At 54.4% G+C, this 14,587-nt stretch carries 14 protein-coding genes; 7 read left to right on the top strand and 7 right to left on the bottom strand.

What is annotated here, in order from left to right:
- Nucleotides 1-2: 2 nt before the first annotated feature.
- Both FRD01_RS04940 and FRD01_RS04935 read left to right on the top strand, forming a co-directional pair.
- Complete coding sequence (locus FRD01_RS04940) at nucleotides 3-1,370, top strand: FAD-binding oxidoreductase (protein WP_146958177.1); 1,368 nt, start codon at nucleotides 3-5, stop codon at nucleotides 1,368-1,370.
- Nucleotides 1,367-2,101, top strand: coding sequence for an SDR family oxidoreductase (locus FRD01_RS04935; protein ID WP_249756023.1), 735 nt, complete (start codon nucleotides 1,367-1,369; stop codon nucleotides 2,099-2,101). Before FRD01_RS04940 ends, FRD01_RS04935 begins: the two co-directional genes overlap by 4 nt.
- On the opposite strand, the gene dnaJ is transcribed toward FRD01_RS04935, so the two are convergent.
- Both dnaJ and FRD01_RS04925 read right to left on the bottom strand, forming a co-directional pair.
- Entirely contained in the window at nucleotides 2,098-3,204 is a 1,107-nt protein-coding gene (gene dnaJ, locus FRD01_RS04930) for a molecular chaperone DnaJ (RefSeq protein WP_146958169.1), read from the bottom strand. The genes FRD01_RS04935 and dnaJ overlap by 4 nt on opposite strands.
- 88 nt (nucleotides 3,205-3,292) lie before the next feature.
- Complete coding sequence (locus FRD01_RS04925; RefSeq protein WP_146958167.1) at nucleotides 3,293-5,356, bottom strand: phospholipase D-like domain-containing protein; 2,064 nt, start codon at nucleotides 5,354-5,356, stop codon at nucleotides 3,293-3,295.
- Between the two features lie 69 nt (nucleotides 5,357-5,425).
- On the opposite strand from FRD01_RS04925, the gene FRD01_RS04920 reads away from it, so the two are divergent.
- The 5 genes from FRD01_RS04920 to radA all read left to right on the top strand — a co-directional run bounded on the left by FRD01_RS04920 (nucleotide 5,426) and on the right by radA (nucleotide 11,610).
- Nucleotides 5,426-7,171 carry an ABC transporter ATP-binding protein gene (locus FRD01_RS04920; protein WP_146958165.1) on the top strand — a complete coding sequence of 582 codons (1,746 nt, stop codon included), beginning with the start codon at nucleotides 5,426-5,428 and terminating at the stop codon, nucleotides 7,169-7,171.
- Nucleotides 7,172-7,274: 103 nt separating this feature from the next.
- Complete coding sequence (locus tag FRD01_RS04915; RefSeq protein WP_249756022.1) at nucleotides 7,275-7,646, top strand: DUF4234 domain-containing protein; 372 nt, start codon at nucleotides 7,275-7,277, stop codon at nucleotides 7,644-7,646.
- 1 nt (nucleotide 7,647) lies between these two features.
- Nucleotides 7,648-8,061, top strand: a complete 414-nt coding sequence (locus FRD01_RS04910) for a DUF2752 domain-containing protein (protein WP_146958162.1) — start codon at nucleotides 7,648-7,650, stop codon at nucleotides 8,059-8,061.
- 63 nt (nucleotides 8,062-8,124) lie between these two features.
- Complete coding sequence (locus FRD01_RS04905) at nucleotides 8,125-10,209, top strand: OmpA family protein (protein WP_146958160.1); 2,085 nt, start codon at nucleotides 8,125-8,127, stop codon at nucleotides 10,207-10,209.
- A 12-nt stretch (nucleotides 10,210-10,221) separates the two neighbouring features.
- Nucleotides 10,222-11,610 carry a DNA repair protein RadA gene (gene radA, locus FRD01_RS04900; protein WP_146958159.1) on the top strand — a complete coding sequence of 463 codons (1,389 nt, stop codon included), beginning with the start codon at nucleotides 10,222-10,224 and terminating at the stop codon, nucleotides 11,608-11,610.
- Nucleotide 11,611: 1 nt separating this feature from the next.
- Here the strand turns inward: radA and FRD01_RS04895 are convergent, their stop codons facing one another.
- From FRD01_RS04895 to FRD01_RS04880, 5 genes are all read right to left on the bottom strand, one after another.
- Complete coding sequence (locus tag FRD01_RS04895) at nucleotides 11,612-12,346, bottom strand: SURF1 family protein (RefSeq protein WP_146958157.1); 735 nt, start codon at nucleotides 12,344-12,346, stop codon at nucleotides 11,612-11,614.
- 4 nt (nucleotides 12,347-12,350) lie between these two features.
- Nucleotides 12,351-12,479: a hypothetical protein gene (locus tag FRD01_RS24605; protein ID WP_283808708.1), complete on the bottom strand. Its 129-nt coding sequence runs from the start codon at nucleotides 12,477-12,479 to the stop codon at nucleotides 12,351-12,353.
- On the bottom strand, nucleotides 12,476-13,069 hold the full coding sequence (locus FRD01_RS04890) for a cytochrome c oxidase assembly protein (RefSeq protein ID WP_146958155.1): 594 nt from the start codon (nucleotides 13,067-13,069) through the stop codon (nucleotides 12,476-12,478). The genes FRD01_RS24605 and FRD01_RS04890 overlap by 4 nt, the downstream gene beginning before the upstream one ends.
- 2 nt (nucleotides 13,070-13,071) lie before the next feature.
- Entirely contained in the window at nucleotides 13,072-14,133 is a 1,062-nt protein-coding gene (locus FRD01_RS04885) for a heme o synthase (protein WP_146958153.1), read from the bottom strand.
- A gap of 139 nt (nucleotides 14,134-14,272) precedes the next feature.
- Entirely contained in the window at nucleotides 14,273-14,581 is a 309-nt protein-coding gene (locus FRD01_RS04880) for a cytochrome C oxidase subunit IV family protein (RefSeq protein ID WP_146958151.1), read from the bottom strand.
- Between the last annotated feature and the right edge of the window lie 6 nt (nucleotides 14,582-14,587).

The following is a 14,587-nucleotide window of genomic DNA, read 5'->3' as shown; positions in this document are numbered from 1 at the left end:
ATATGAAGACTCAATGGGCGCCAACCAAATTGGAAGGTTGGGGGCGATATCCGAGGCATTCGGCATGGGTGGCGCGTCCCGAAAGGATGAAGGACGTCGAGAATGCGCTGAGTGAAAGAGACGGACATCCCGTGCTCGCCTATGGCTTAGGCAGAAGCTACGGGGACGCTGCGTTGATCAAAGACGGCAGGGTTGTCCTGACACAACGCTTGAATCGAATGCTCGATTTCGACCCGGAGACCGGTTGGTTGCGCGTGGAGTCAGGCGTGAGCCTCAAGGAGATCATCGATACCTTCTTGCCGCGAGGCTTTTTTCCACCTGTGGTGCCCGGCACTCAATTCGTCACAGTTGGAGGTGCGCTCGGGTGCAATATCCACGGAAAAAATCACCACGTGGATGGGTGCTGGGGAGATCATGTGCGGCGCGTCGAGCTCCTTGTTGCGTCGGGCGATATCGTGATTTGTGACCGTGAACGCGAACCTGAGCTCTTCTGGGCGACCGTCGGCGGGATGGGCATGACGGGCGTGATTTTGAGCTTGGAAGTCAAGCTGGAACGTGTGGAGTCACCGGGCATCTTGATGGAGTCGGTCAGGGTCAACAACCTCGACGAGTTCTTTGAAGTCAGCGCCGATAGCGCGGATTTTACTCATACTGTGAGCTGGGTGGATTGCGTCAAACAAGGTGCTTCCATGGGGCGCGGTATCTTTATGAGAGGACGCCACGCCCCCGCTGATGTGCAGACCGGGGCGTCGCCTCTTGATGCCCTGGCATCCTTTGCACAACGCATATTGAACGTGCGCGATTTGGAGTCGAATCTCTGGCTCAACAAGGCAACGATCAAGCTCTTTAATGAAGCATATTTTAGAAAAACCCCGGCAGGTACCACGTCGAGTTCGGTACACTACGTGCCGTTCTTTTTTCCTTTGGATGCTGTCGATAACTGGAACTATCTCTACGGGTCGCGTGGCTTTTTGCAGTATCAGATGGTGGTTCCAGAGAAGGATGCTGTTCGTGAGATTTTGGAAGTAATTTCAAACTCGGGGATGGCTAGTTTTCTCGCGGTGATAAAGGAGTTTGGGGACAGAGATCACGGCGGGTTATCGTTTCCGTCTCGAGGGACCACATTGGCGCTCGACTTCCCGAATTTTGGGACACCTTTGTTGGACATGATGGAGCGACTCGACGATATCGTCATCGCGAGCGGTGGCCGAGTTTATCTCGGAAAAGATGCTCGGCTGAGCAAAGCGAAGTTTCGGCAGATGTACCCGGAGTGGGAAAAGTGGAAAGCCGTTCGTGATGAATGGGATCCGAATTATATCTTCCAGTCCGAGTTGGGGCGTCGCCTTGGACTTGTGGGAGGTGCAAAGTGAGCGTTTTGATACTGGGTGCGACATCGCCCATCGCTCGCGCCATTGCGGGTGTTTATGCCGAGGAAGGGCACGCGGTTTATCTTGCGGCAAGAGACGTGGCGGAGGCCGAAAGGATCGCCGCAGATTTGAAGGTGAGATTTGGTGTGCGGACAGGCTTTGGGGCTTTTGACGCCACGAACCTCGACGCGCACGCCGCGCTGGTCGAGCAAGTCGAGTCCGAGCTCGGCGCCATCGAAGTTGCTCTGGTTGCCTTTGGGGACATGGGGGAACAAGAGGAGTCCGAGACAGACCCGAGCGCGGCTAGAAGGGTTATCGATATCAACTACACCGGCTCGGTGAGTGTTTCAGAGTTGGTGGCTCAAAAGATGATCGAGCGAAGCTCGGGCACGATTATCGGGCTGAGTTCCGTGGCAGGAGATCGTGGACGGCAATCAAATTATATCTACGGAAGCGCTAAGGGTGCGTTCGCCCTTTATTTGCAAGGCCTGAGAAATCGGTGCTTTAGGTCAGGTGTGCATGTCCTGACCGTCAAGCTTGGCTTTGTGGATACCCGCATGACCTACGGCATGGAAACCGCAATTCCAGTGGCTGACCCTGCTGACGCTGCACTTGCAATTAAGCGAGCGGCATCGCGTGGAGAAAACGAGATGTACTACCCGCGATTTTGGCGAGGAATCATGGGTGTGATCAAGGTGATGCCTGAAGCACTTTTCAAGCGACTCAACCTTTAGAGAATCTTCTCTTTGAGCTTGTCGAAGAAGCTCGCTTCTGTGGTCGAGATGTTTGAAATCTCGGCGTATTTTTCCAGAAGTTCGCGTTGTTTTGAGTCCAGCTTTGTGGGGATCCGAACGTCAAAGTGAACGATGAGTGCGCCCTTCGCGTTGGGCCTGTTGACGTGAGGTATGCCGTGGTTCTCTAGGACCAGAGTGTCCCCGTACTGTGTTCCCGGCTTGATGGTGATCTTCTTTGGGTCATCGAGGGTCGGGATTTCAAGTTCCGAACCAAGGGCGGCCTGCACGAATGAGATTCCAACCTTGAGGTGAATGTTGGCTCCGTCGCGCTCGAAAATCTCGCTCGGCTCAACGTGAAGGAAAACGTAGAGGTCTCCGCGTTGTCCCCCTTTGCGGCCTGCTTCTCCTTCATTTCGGATTCGAAGTCTGGTTCCGTGGTCAACCCCTGGCGGGATCTTCACGGTGACCATTTTCTTCTCTTCAGTGACTCCAGCACCGGAGCAGTCTTCACACGGATCTTTGACGACTTTGCCTTGTCCACGGCAATGCGGGCAGGTTGAAGAGAGGGTAAAGAAGCCCTGTGAGTGATGGACTTGTCCGCGTCCGCCGCACGTTGAACAAACCACGGGCTCGGTACCGGGTTTTGCCCCGGAGCCGCTGCACGTTTCACACTCAGCGTGTCTGCGAACTTCAACCTCTTTTTGTGTGCCGCGAACGGCTTCTTCAAAGGTGAGTTCGATATCGAGTCTTAGATCCGCCCCGGGCCTTGGGCCGTTGGGGTTTCGCTGACGTCCAAAACCGAAGAAGTCTCCGAAGATGTCTCCAAACTGAGAGAAGATATCATCTACGCTGCCGAAGCCAGGACCTGCTCCGCGGCCGCTTAGGCCCTCGTGACCAAACTGATCGTAGAGTTTTCTCTTTTCAGGGTTGGAGAGAACTTCATAAGCTTCGGCGGCTTCCTTGAAGCTGGCTTCTGCGACGTCATCACCCGGGTTTCTGTCCGGGTGGAACTGCATTGCCAATTCGCGGTACGCCTTCTTGATGGCGCGTTCGTCGGCGTCTCGACCCAGTCCTAGAACTTCGTAATAGTCTCTTTTACTCATAACTTCTTAGTAAACTTTGGTTTGGGCGTTGCGCCCGGATATGAACGCGGCAACTGTAGTCACGAATTCGAGTTGAGCAAGGCAAATACTAACTCTTTCTTTGAAGGTGCCTCGAAACGGCTTTCATCACCAGGGCGATGAAAGCTAGCGAAGTGGCCACAAGCGCGAGTTCGAACGGGTTTGGATAACGCGCGTATCGAGCGATGAACATGGCGGTGAGAGAAAGCAGCAACACGTTCGGTACCATGCCCAGAACGCTGCCAATGACATAGGGTTTAAAGGGGTGTGAGGCGGCGCCGGCGGCTAAACCCACAGCCGCAAATGTGGAGATAGGCAAAAAGCGTAGCGCCACAATACTAAAGACTCCTCGCCTAAAGAGTTCTTTTTGGACGTCTTTGACTTTCAAACCCCATATTCGATTGAGCACGCTTCTTCCGACTCTTTGGCCCAATCTGTAGGAAACCACCGCAGCACCTGTGGTTACAAGGAGTGCGGCAGGGATTGAGGTGATGCCGTCGAATACCAGATTGAGAAAGACCAAAACCACAAAGATGGGCGCGCCAAACGAGAGCAAGACCAGACATCCCAACGTGATAGCGACCAGCGCTTGCCAGCTCGCGAAGAACGCATCGATTTGGAGCACGTCTACAGAAGATAAATGCAAGACTTTGGCTGAAATCAGGCAGAGAGCGGTCCAGACGATGGTGGAGATTAGGCCGTTTGGTACTCGCTTCAAAAACCGTTTGCGAGCCTTTGCGCCAAGCACGACATCCGCAATCTGGGCCAAGGAGCGTGGTCTATCCGGGTCGAAAAGGATGTCGCCGTCATGGGCGAACTTTCGCCACGCAGCCTGTGGTGCATTCCCTAGCGTCACGAGTCTTCGGTCTGAGCTCTCGCCTTCGAGCATCAGAGCGTCCAAGCCTTTGGCAATTGAGTCGCGAAGAGCGTCTTGAACACGGTCAAGGGGAAGCGCTGTGTGTTCGGCAAGCAGCTCACAAAGGAGGCGACGCAGGGTCTCGTGATCTTCGGAAATAGCCGCGATATCGAGTTCAGAATCGATTCGGAACGATCGTTGAGATATATTTGCAGACCCCACGCGAATGAACGCGTCGTCCACAATCATGAATTTTGAATGCACGTAGAGGGTGACGTCATTTTCGACCGATGCCATGGGGTAGACGATACGGAGTCTTCCAGATGAATCGGCTCTTCGGAGGCGCTCAATCACCCGCCAGCGCAGCATCCCAACCGTGATTTCCTCGAGCCATCCAGCGGGTTCTCGTGGGCCAATAATCACGATCTCAGGGCCATTGGCTTCTTCAAGGCGCTTCGAGAGGGCATCCCCAATGATCGGCGAGGTTAGATATTGGTTCTCGATGAAGATATAGGACTTTGCCGCGGCGATCGTGTCGAGAAAGAGCCTCTCGATCTCCCGGATCGACGGCGTCACAGCTGGGTCTGTGCGTGCCAGAGCCAGTGTTTTTGCCCTCAAGGTGCTCTCGAAAGGTGTAGGGTAAGGCGCGACGCGCGGAGTTCGCGGTGGTCTCCTCGAAACCCTCAGCCAACGCTCACGAAAGAGTGCTCCCATCTTTCTTGCTGGCTCGCCGTCAACTCGGAGCTGGAAGTCGTGGATAGGACCATGCTCAACACCAAATGCGTCGCTACGTCTCGAGTCCACAGGGCGATGTTCCGGGGTATCCCAGCGTCCAACCGTAAGGTCGATGCCGCCGCAGTAGGCAAGTTGGTCGTCGATCACGACGAACTTCTGATGATGACAGCCCCCAAAAGGGTAGTGGTCGTCGTGTCGAAGCTTGAGTCTGCGGTGAGGAAACCACGCGGGTCTGAGCATCTTTATAGGATTGTTCGCCATCCTTTTGACCTCGCTCATATCCCAGATGAGCAAGTAGATCTGCAGGTCTCGTCGGCTTGAAAGAAGTTCTTTGAGGAGCGACTCTAGCGTCTTTGGCGATGGCGAGTCAGGCTGGAGCCACATTTGGGATTCCATTTCCCAACCGGCAATATAAATGGTCTGACGGGCATTTTTGAGTGCTTCGACGAGTTCATCGAAATAGGATTTCGAATCTCGAAAGATACTGACCTCAATATCCTCGTAGACATCAAGGCAATTGACTCCTGGTTTGAAAATGTCCACAACGCGTCTCCCTTCGCATCATGCTAACATGTAGCGATAGAAGTTTGACCCGCGAAAATGAAGTCCTAAATGGCAGAGACAAAAATCACACTTCGCCGCATCGTCGGCCTCGCACGCCCGCATTTGAAGGTCCTGATCGTGGCCACGTTTGCGCTCTTTGCGGCGAGCGGAATGGGCCTCTTATACCCTCAGGCTGCCCGCATCGGCGTAGATGACCTATTGGGTGAAGGCGCTAAGTACGACTGGACACTGGTTGGTGGCGCGCTCGTCTTCCTCTTTGTGTTTCAGGCCGTGTTTGTGAGCCTTCGTTACTATCTATTCACCTTAGTGGGTGAGCGGGTTGTAGCGGACCTAAGACAGGGTTTGTTCAGCGCAATTCTTCGCCAGGAAATCGGGTTTTTCGACGCTGAGAAGACCGGGGAGTTGACCAGCAGATTGACCAATGACACGCAGGTCTTACAAAGTGCTGTGACCACGAATCTATCGATGTCGCTGAGGTATCTCACGCAGGCGCTTGGCGGGATCATCGTGCTTTTCTTCACGTCCCTGGAACTCTCTATGGTGATGGTCGTGGCGGTTCCTGCAGTGGTGGGCTTCGCCGTGTATTACGGGCGAAAAGTCCGCGCACTCTCACGCCGCGTGCAAGACACGCTGGCGGATTCCACGGCGATAGCAGATGAATCCATTGCCGGGATTCGTACGGTGCGCAGTTTTGCTGCCGAAGCTTTTGCCCTCAGTCAGTACAAAGTCGCCGTGGAGGCATCGTTCGATGCGGCGCGCGAACGCGGCATGGTCGGTGCGATTTTTGGTGGAGCCGTCTCCCTGCTCGGCTACGGCGCGGTCGCGGTGATTCTCGGGTACGGCGGACACCTGGTGATGGAAGGACGCATGAGTGCCGGTGAGTTGACCGCATTCTTGCTCTATACCTTGATGGTCGCTTTTGCTCTGGGAGTTTTGAGCGGTCTTTGGACGGACTTCATGAAGGCTTCGGGTGCGGCGGAGCGGGTCTTCTACTTGATAGACCGCGTGCCAAAGATCGAGAGTTCAGGCACTGAAGACATCGTGATCAAAGGGAATATCAGTTTCGAAAACGTGACCTTCGCGTATCCAACTCGAACGGACGTCAATGCGCTGCAAGAGGCGAGTTTTGAGGTCAAAGAAGGGGAGAAGGTGGCGTTTGTAGGGGCTTCTGGAGCGGGTAAGTCTACGATTGCCGCACTATTGCTGAGGTTTTACGATCCCGTGGACGGGCGGATTCTCATCGACGGCGTGGATATCCGAAGCTTGCACCCTGACCGCCTTCGGGAACGGATCGGGGTGGTCTCACAGGAGCCGATTCTCTTCTCGGGGAGCGTGCGTGAAAACGTGCTTTATGCCCGTCCTGATGCGTCTGAGATCGAGGTCGAAGACGCACTACGTGCAGCCCATGCATGGGATTTCGTCAATGAGTTTCCCGAGGGTTTGGAAACCTTGATTGGCGAGCGTGGTGTGCGATTGTCTGGTGGTCAAAAACAACGCATCGCCATTGCCCGTGCGGTACTGAAGGACCCAAGTATTCTGATTTTGGATGAAGCGACGAGCGCGCTCGATGTGGAGAGTGAGTCACTCGTTCAGGTGGCTCTCGAGGAGTTGATGCGCGGTCGGACGACACTGATCATCGCGCATCGTCTCTCCACCGTGGCCGGCGCCGACAAGTTGGTAGTCTTGGAGAGGGGAAGGGTAGTGGAGACCGGTGAGCACCGAGAGTTGGTGGGTAAAGAAGGCGTTTATCATCGACTGATCGAGAAACAGCGTGAGGGTCTCCTAAGCGTCTGAAAGAACCTGAAGTTTCGCGTCTTGGATGCTTGGGATGGTTGAGATCCCCGTCTGAGTGTGAGAGTGTCGACCCTCAACCAGTTAACTACAAATGGAGAGTTCGATGCAAAGAGGCGAAGTTAGAAACCCGTTGATGGTACTTTTTCTACCGATGTTGACGTGCGGTATTTACGGGTTCATTTGGATGTATGGGGTCGTGGACGACATCAACAAGGGCCTTGGCCGCGAGGAGTACAATTTCGTAAAAGAGATTCTCCTCTCGATAGTCACCTGCGGGGCTTGGGGTATTTGGTTTAGCTGGCGACTCTGCAATTCAGTTGTGGAAATTCAAAACACCTGGGGAGTTAAGCCCCAGTTTGACGCTCCAATTCTCTTTGTGCTTTTGCTTATTGGAGTAGGACCTTTCTTTATCCAGCAAGGCTTGAACGAGGCGTGGGAAAACGGTTCACCAGGCGGAGCTGCTGGCGGTTTCTAAGATGAAGGCTACAAGCCGAAACCGAAGAGTGTTTTTTATCGCCGCCTATGTCGGGGCCCTCGTTTACACGGGGATCCTGGCATCGGGCGGCGTTTCACTTTGGAAGTGCCCAATCCGCATGGTGACTGGGTATTCATGTTTCGGCTGTGGGATGACCCGAAGTTGGACTCACGCGCTGCACGGAGATTTCGCGGCGTCGGTACACTTTCATCCGTTTGGCATCTTTATGATCTTGGCCTGCCTTGTCGCTGCGCTGGTGAGCGCTTGGGAGCTCTACAAAGGCGAAACTGGACTCTCCACGTGGTTCGAAGGCCGAATTGGTCGTTATTTCTGGCCCCTGGCCCTCTTGTGCGCAGTGGTGTTTGGGCTTGTCCGGGTCGGTCTAGAGATGGCCGGAATCTTGACACCTGTGTGAGATTGACCTAGCAAAGACCGGGATTTTACAAAGCGATCTAGGCCTTTTGCCGCCGGAGTCATCATGTTGTTTTCACAGAGAGTAGCCGTTGCGCTACTCGTTACGGGCCTGCCATTTTCTGCATTTTCTCAGGATATGCCGTGGGAGACGGGATCTACAGATGACGCGGCCGAGCCCGCAGCTACTGAACCTGTGACTGAGGGGGCAGCCCCAGCTGAGGAGGCCGAAGACGCAACCGGAGAGACAGATCAAGGGTCGGAAGTTGAGATTGCGCCGGGCGTAAGTGCCACTGCGGTGGTGCCGACTGAGGAAGAGACTGAGGACGAGGGCGACTCGCGGCTTGTCAGCGCGATGCTCAACTTAGAAGGTAGTGTCGGATTGCAAAACTTGAGCTCCGCGTGGGGTGGTGCACCACATACCTACCGAATTGCCCTCATGAGTCAGTTCTACACCGGTTCAAACACCATACGCTTCAACGACACGAACGACTTCTTCGCAGGAAACCTCCTGATCGAAGCGAGTCCTTTCAAGTATTTTTCTGCCAATTTGCGCCTGCGTTTTCAGTCGAACGTCAATAGTTTTGGACGTCCGGAAGCCATGCTTTCACAAGGGGATGCGGCACTTGGACTCAAAGGCTATTTCGACGTCGCCCCGGGATTCTACCTCGGCCTCGATTCGACCTTCTTTGTACCTACGGGCTTCGGCTCAACGGGTGTGGACTTCTCGGGTTTCGGCATTCGGCCACGATTGCTGGTTTCGATGAAGGGTTCGGAGCTTAGCGACGACCAAATGCATCTGAATGCGCACCTCAATATCGGCTACCGAATGGACGGGTCCGAAAACCTCGTGCCCGATGGCCTCACACCGACGCGAGTAGAACGATTTGCTTACCAACTCTCCGCCTATGACGCGGTGGAGATCGGAACAGGAATCGAATACGAGTTCCCATACGTCTCGCCGTTCCTTGCGTGGAGCATGGCGATTCCCGTCTCTGGCGCAGATGGTGTGTGTGACCAACCCAATCTCCCATGTGTTTCGGACCTCGGTTTTCCGGCGTTCCCGAACGTACTTTCGGTTGGTGTGAAGTCCGAGCCTATTGAGAACCTCGGTTTGCACGCTGGTGTGGACATCGGCCTGACCTCGGAGGACGCAGCGGGACTGCCTGTGACGCTTCCATGGGAGTTGGTCGTCGGGGTTCAGTGGACCATCGATCCGACACCAAAGATTGAATACGTAGAGCGAGAGTCCAAGACTCCAGAAGCCGCTCCGGTGGCATGGGTCGCAGGGTCCTTGAGGGATCAAGAGTCCGGTGAGCCGATCTCCGGCGCGATTGTGCGGTATCCTCTTGGCGGCGAGACCGCTCAAGCTACCGGTGCCGACGGAAAGTTTAGATCGTACGAGTTCATGCCTGGGTCGCGGGTGACGTTCGCCATTGAACATCCTGATTACGAGCCCATCGAGGTTGAACGAACTCTTCCAGGCGAGCCAGGTGAGCATCCGCTCGCCGTGCAAATGAAGGCGCTTCCAAAGGCCGGTACGGTTCGCGGCGATGTACGAGACGAGGCAGGTAATCCGATTGCGGGTGCAAGCGTGCGGTTTACGGGTTCCGAAGAGAAGCAGATTCCTGTGGGCGCAGCGGGAGACTATGCGCAGGAACTCAAGCCAGGGAAGTACTCCGTGGGCGTTACTGCCCCTGGGTTCCTGTCTCGTGGACGCGATATCGAGGTGGTCGGCGATAAAACGCTCGAGTTGATGTTTGTCTTGAGTCCGGCACCGAAAGAGGATTTGGTAGAATTGAGAGATGACAAGATCGAGATACGCCAGACGATTTACTTTGATAACGGTGAAGCGACGATTCAACAGCGGTCGTTCCCACTCCTGCAACAAGTGACGTCGCTTCTGGTAGAAAACCCTCAGATCAAGAAGGTACAAATCGAGGGGCACACAGATGATGTGGGGCCTGATGACTTCAATTTGGACCTTTCGAAGCGACGTGCGCAGGCCGTGCGTCAACACTTGATCGACCAGGGAATCAGCTCCGAAAGACTTACAGCCGAAGGCTATGGTGAGAATCGACCGATTCTTCCGAACACCTCGAACCGAAATAGAAGCATCAATCGACGCGTCGAGTTTAGACTCCAACAATAAAAGGGGGCCTCGGTGGCCAAGATAAAGACGATGCACGTCTGCCAGGAGTGCGGACATGAGAGTCCGCGATGGCTTGGGCGTTGTCCCTCGTGTTTGCAGTGGAACACGATGGTCGAAGAGGTTCGCGAGCCTGAGGGCCCGCCGTCTGTGGCGTCCGCCCGTTCTGGCTACGGGGCTGCGGCGGGGGGCGAGCCAATTCGCCTTGGTGACATCGAGATGCTCGCCGAGGAGCGAGTGAAGTCCGATATCGCAGAGCTCGACATGGTTCTCGGTGGAGGGTTTGTGCCGGGTGGTATCGTGATGTTGGGCGGTGATCCCGGGATTGGCAAATCCACGCTCTCACTTCAAGTGGCAGGTCATTTTGCTTCCAAGGGGCTCGAAGTTCTCTACATTTCGGGCGAAGAGAGTCTGACCCAGATTCGTCTTCGAGCGAACCGTCTGGGTGTGGATTCAAAGGCACTTTGGGTTGTGGGCGAAACGAGTGTAGAGCGAGTCGAGAAGTTGCTTTCCGAGAAGCGGCCAGCGCTTGCCGTGATCGACTCTATTCAGACCTTGCAAAGTGAGTCGCTAACCTCGGCGCCTGGCTCCGTTGCTCAACTCCGAGAGGTGACAAGTCGACTCACTCAGATTGGAAAAGGTTTTTCCATTCCAATCGTGTTGGTGGGCCATGTGACCAAGGAAGGCGCAATCGCCGGGCCGAAAGTTCTTGAGCATATGGTGGACACGGTCCTCTATTTCGAGTCTCAGAATGCCGGTGCGTTTCGATTACTTCGCGCCGTGAAGAACCGGTTTGGGTCCACCAACGAAGTGGGTATTTTTGAGATGCGCGGAGACGGCCTACATGAAGTTGGAAACCCATCTGCGGCGTTCTTGGAGGGCAGGCCTACCGACGCTCCCGGAAGCGTCGTGGTGCCCATTCTGGAGGGCACTCGACCGTTGATGGTGGAGGTGCAGGCGCTCGTGTCACCCACAAACTACGGGCCCCCTCGGGTCACTGCAGTGGGTGTAGATACCAATCGCGTGATCTTGCTCCTGAACATTCTTGAGAAAAGGACGGGCGCTAAGGTTGCGGGAATGGACGTCTTCATCAATGTCGCCGGTGGTTTGAAGCTCATGGAGCCTGCCGCTGACTTAGCGATTGCGATGGCAATTCTCTCGTCATTCTACGAGCGAGCGGTTCCGTCCGACCTGGCGATTTTTGGAGAGTTGGGACTGACAGGCGAGGTGCGAGCGGTGGCTCAAGCGGCTCGGCGTGTGGCCGAGACGAGAAAGCTCGGGTTTAAACGCGTTCTCGGTCCGAAAGCCAATATCCAGGAGGTGAAGGATGAGCTCAAGGAATCGGCGCTTCTCGGCGCGCAGCATGTAGCCGAGGCAAGGCGTCTGCTCTTCGGCGACCGCTGAGTTATCTCTTACGAGGTGCGTGTCCGCCAATCTTTCCAAAACACGACGCAAGCCAGAGCATAAGAAGCCCCACCGACAAAGTGTACCACGTGATGCTGTAGCCAAGATGCTTCTCAGACGTCATGTAAGGCTGTGTAATGTGTTCTAGAGATGCGACTAGGTCAGCGTCAACGTTCTTATCCAAAACGAGCAGAGCAGGCCTCTGAGGGCGTTCAAACGGGAGTCTTTCATAAACCGCATCCAAATCCAGTGTGTTCCAGCCCTGAAGTGTATCCTTATCGAGTTCTTTGACCGCGTCGCGCGTGTCTGCGTCGGCGATTACCCTGTCGAGCGCGTAGACTAGTCCCTCCACGCTATCGGCCTCTTTGAGGTCAAGGTTCTCTGGCTTTTGCTCGATGGGACTCCAGCCGCGCTGGACCAGAATTGCTCCGTCATCAAAGACCATCGGGGAGGCTACCCAGTAGCCTGACTTTCCGTCGATCATCCGGAACTTGAAGAAAACCGAGTACTCTGTGAGGAGCTTTCCCTTGGCGTGTACTTTGCGGTAGTCGAGGTCTTTGATCTCCTTGAGAGAGGAGACTTCAATGGGCGCCGAAACCATGTTCTGGTCGCGCCGTTCTTCGATGTCGAGCTTCCATGAGTAACGTTGGGCTTGCCAGGTGCCGAGCGCGATTAGAAGCCCGAAACCCACCAGCGTGGCAAGGGTAGGGACGAGTTTAGGCTTGAACTTTGGCATGGTCTCACCAGCCGTAGAATCGCGACACCGCTGTAACAACCATCATGAGGATGATGAGGCTTAAGACGATAAGCCCGAAGCGTTTGGTACGCTTTTGAGTCTCCTCATCCGTTGTCCAAGGCTTCTCGCTCATCGGCTCGCTCTCTCTTGAGCATCACGTTCGAAGGAGTTCTCCATGTTGAAGAACGTGTAGGCGATCGTAATGTCCTTGATGTCTTCAGGAAGGTCACTCTCAAACCAAAAGACCAGAGGAAGGTCCATTGTTTCGCCTGGCGCGAGTTCCTGCTCCCTGAAGCAAAAGCACTCAACCTTCTTGAAGTAGGCTCCTGCCTGAGGTGGATTGATATCGTAGACTGCCTTGCCTGTGACCCGACGATCGCTCGTGTTTGTCACTTGGAAAGAAGCATTGGTCTTTGCTCCTGGATTTACAGTGGCAAACTCCTGCCCGTGCTTAAATCGCCAGGGCAGTTGTCGCTCTACATTCGTGGTGAAACGAATTCTGACTTGTCTGGACTCATCGACTGGCGCTGTTGGTTCATACGATTGCGTCACGCCGTTGAAGTAGGAGGAGCCACCGGGATCGAATTGTTTGCAGACGATTCGGTAGAGTGGGATAGATGCGAAAGCGAATATGAAAGAGCCAACGATGATTCCGACGAACCATTTGCTGTTCTTTTGGTTCACGCTGCCAAACTGCTCAACCGTGAGTTTCTCTTCGCTCATAATTAGTATCCACGCTCGGAATCGGTGATTTCAAGGCCAGGAATTGCTGCAGCAGAGTCATCGTTGTGAATACGCTGCAACTCCTCTTGTGTTTGTCTCATTCGGATTCTGTCGGCTTCATGGGCAATACTGGTGAGCTCGTTTCGCTGTGTGAAATGCAACTCGACCAATGAATCGGCTGACATGGCACCAAAGAGTAGACCTAGATAGAGAATTGAGAATGCGAACGTTTTCTTTGCATACGGCTCGGCCGGGTCGGTATCAAATGCTGTACGAACACAGAAGTAGGTGAACGCAATGCCCAGGAAGACTGCGGCCACAAAATAAACCAAACCCATAACGCCGGTGACGGTAAGCAGAGTGGTCGCCCCCAAAAGGAGCATCATGTAAACCATCATCTGAAACTTAGTGGTTTCTTTGCCGCGGACGACTGGCATCATAGGCACATTGGCCTTGCCGTATTCAACGTCCTTGTAGAGCGCCAATGCCCAGAAGTGGGGCGGGGTCCAAAGAAATATGATGGCGAATATCAACCATGCTGTCAGCGAAAGCTCCCCAGCTACTGCCGCCCAACCGATCAGCGGAGGGAAGGCTCCGGCAGCTCCGCCGATCACGATATTCTGTGGGGTCCGACGCTTAAGCCACATCGTGTAAATGACCACATAAAAAGCGTGTCCCGCGATGCCCATGAGCGCCGCGAGTGGATTGGCGAAGTAGGTGAGGATCAAAACACCGAGGAAACCAATAACACCACTGAAGATAAGGGCGTTTCGTGGAGAGATATCGCCGCGCACAATGGGCCGATGCGCGGTCCGGCTCATGATGATGTCGATATCTTGGTCCCAGACCATATTGATGGTGTTAGCGGAGCCGCACACCATTGCGGTCCCGATGAGAGTCCAAAACATCAATTCGAGTGGGGGTACGCCTTTCTCCGCCACAAGCATGGTGCAAATGGTCGTTAAGACCAAAAGCCGAATAATACCGGGCTTTGTGAGCTCGTTGTAGGCCCGAATCGTGCTCAGAAGAGAGGGGCGAGTTGTGGATTCTACAATGGCACTCATAGTCAGTTCGCGGGTTCGGGCCGCGGAGAAAACACCGCAGCAACGACAAACATTTCCAAAAAAGAAAACGCGGCAACCTTGATTGCCGCGCACCTTCTAATGAACTCCACCGGTGGTGTCAAAGGATTCCGGTACTCACTTAGTACGGAAAAAGACCCACGGTTAGGAAGATGGAGAATATAAAGGGAGCCGAGGCAATTGCAATCATTGCCGGTTTGTCGCCAATGAGGTGCATGTAGTAACCGGCCACCAAAAGTGTCTTCGCCAGAGCGAGAACGATCAGCGAAATGATGACGAAAGTTCTTGGAAACTGTTCGATGCCGAAAAGCGGAATCAATGACGGTTCCGGGATATACACTTCGACGATGGTCAAGAAAAGCAATACTGCCCAGATGACCATATATTGGACGTGAAATACCCCGTACCACTTGGCTTCTTTGTGTGCCATGTCAGG

Origin of the sequence: Microvenator marinus, assembly GCF_007993755.1 — a bacterium.
GTDB classification, from domain to species: Bacteria; Myxococcota_A; Bradymonadia; order Bradymonadales; family Bradymonadaceae; genus Allomicrovenator; species Allomicrovenator marinus.
This window is presented reverse-complemented; position numbering and strand designations above follow the sequence as displayed.

Excerpts from the sequence above, each read along its gene's own strand:
- FRD01_RS04895 (WP_146958157.1), bottom strand. The coding sequence starts at position 12,346 with ATGCCAAAGTTCAAGCCTAAACTCGTCCCTACCCTTGCCACGCTGGTG.
- FRD01_RS04910 (WP_146958162.1), top strand. The coding sequence starts at position 7,648 with ATGAAGGCTACAAGCCGAAACCGAAGAGTGTTTTTTATCGCCGCCTAT.
- FRD01_RS04880 (WP_146958151.1), bottom strand. The coding sequence starts at position 14,581 with ATGGCACACAAAGAAGCCAAGTGGTACGGGGTATTTCACGTCCAATAT.
- FRD01_RS04940 (WP_146958177.1), top strand. The coding sequence starts at position 3 with ATGAAGACTCAATGGGCGCCAACCAAATTGGAAGGTTGGGGGCGATAT.
- FRD01_RS24605 (WP_283808708.1), bottom strand. The coding sequence starts at position 12,479 with ATGAGCGAGAAGCCTTGGACAACGGATGAGGAGACTCAAAAGCGTACC.
- FRD01_RS04915 (WP_249756022.1), top strand. The coding sequence starts at position 7,275 with ATGCAAAGAGGCGAAGTTAGAAACCCGTTGATGGTACTTTTTCTACCG.
- dnaJ (WP_146958169.1), bottom strand. The coding sequence starts at position 3,204 with ATGAGTAAAAGAGACTATTACGAAGTTCTAGGACTGGGTCGAGACGCC.
- FRD01_RS04905 (WP_146958160.1), top strand. The coding sequence starts at position 8,125 with ATGTTGTTTTCACAGAGAGTAGCCGTTGCGCTACTCGTTACGGGCCTG.
- FRD01_RS04920 (WP_146958165.1), top strand. The coding sequence starts at position 5,426 with ATGGCAGAGACAAAAATCACACTTCGCCGCATCGTCGGCCTCGCACGC.
- FRD01_RS04885 (WP_146958153.1), bottom strand. The coding sequence starts at position 14,133 with ATGAGTGCCATTGTAGAATCCACAACTCGCCCCTCTCTTCTGAGCACG.
- FRD01_RS04890 (WP_146958155.1), bottom strand. The coding sequence starts at position 13,069 with ATGAGCGAAGAGAAACTCACGGTTGAGCAGTTTGGCAGCGTGAACCAA.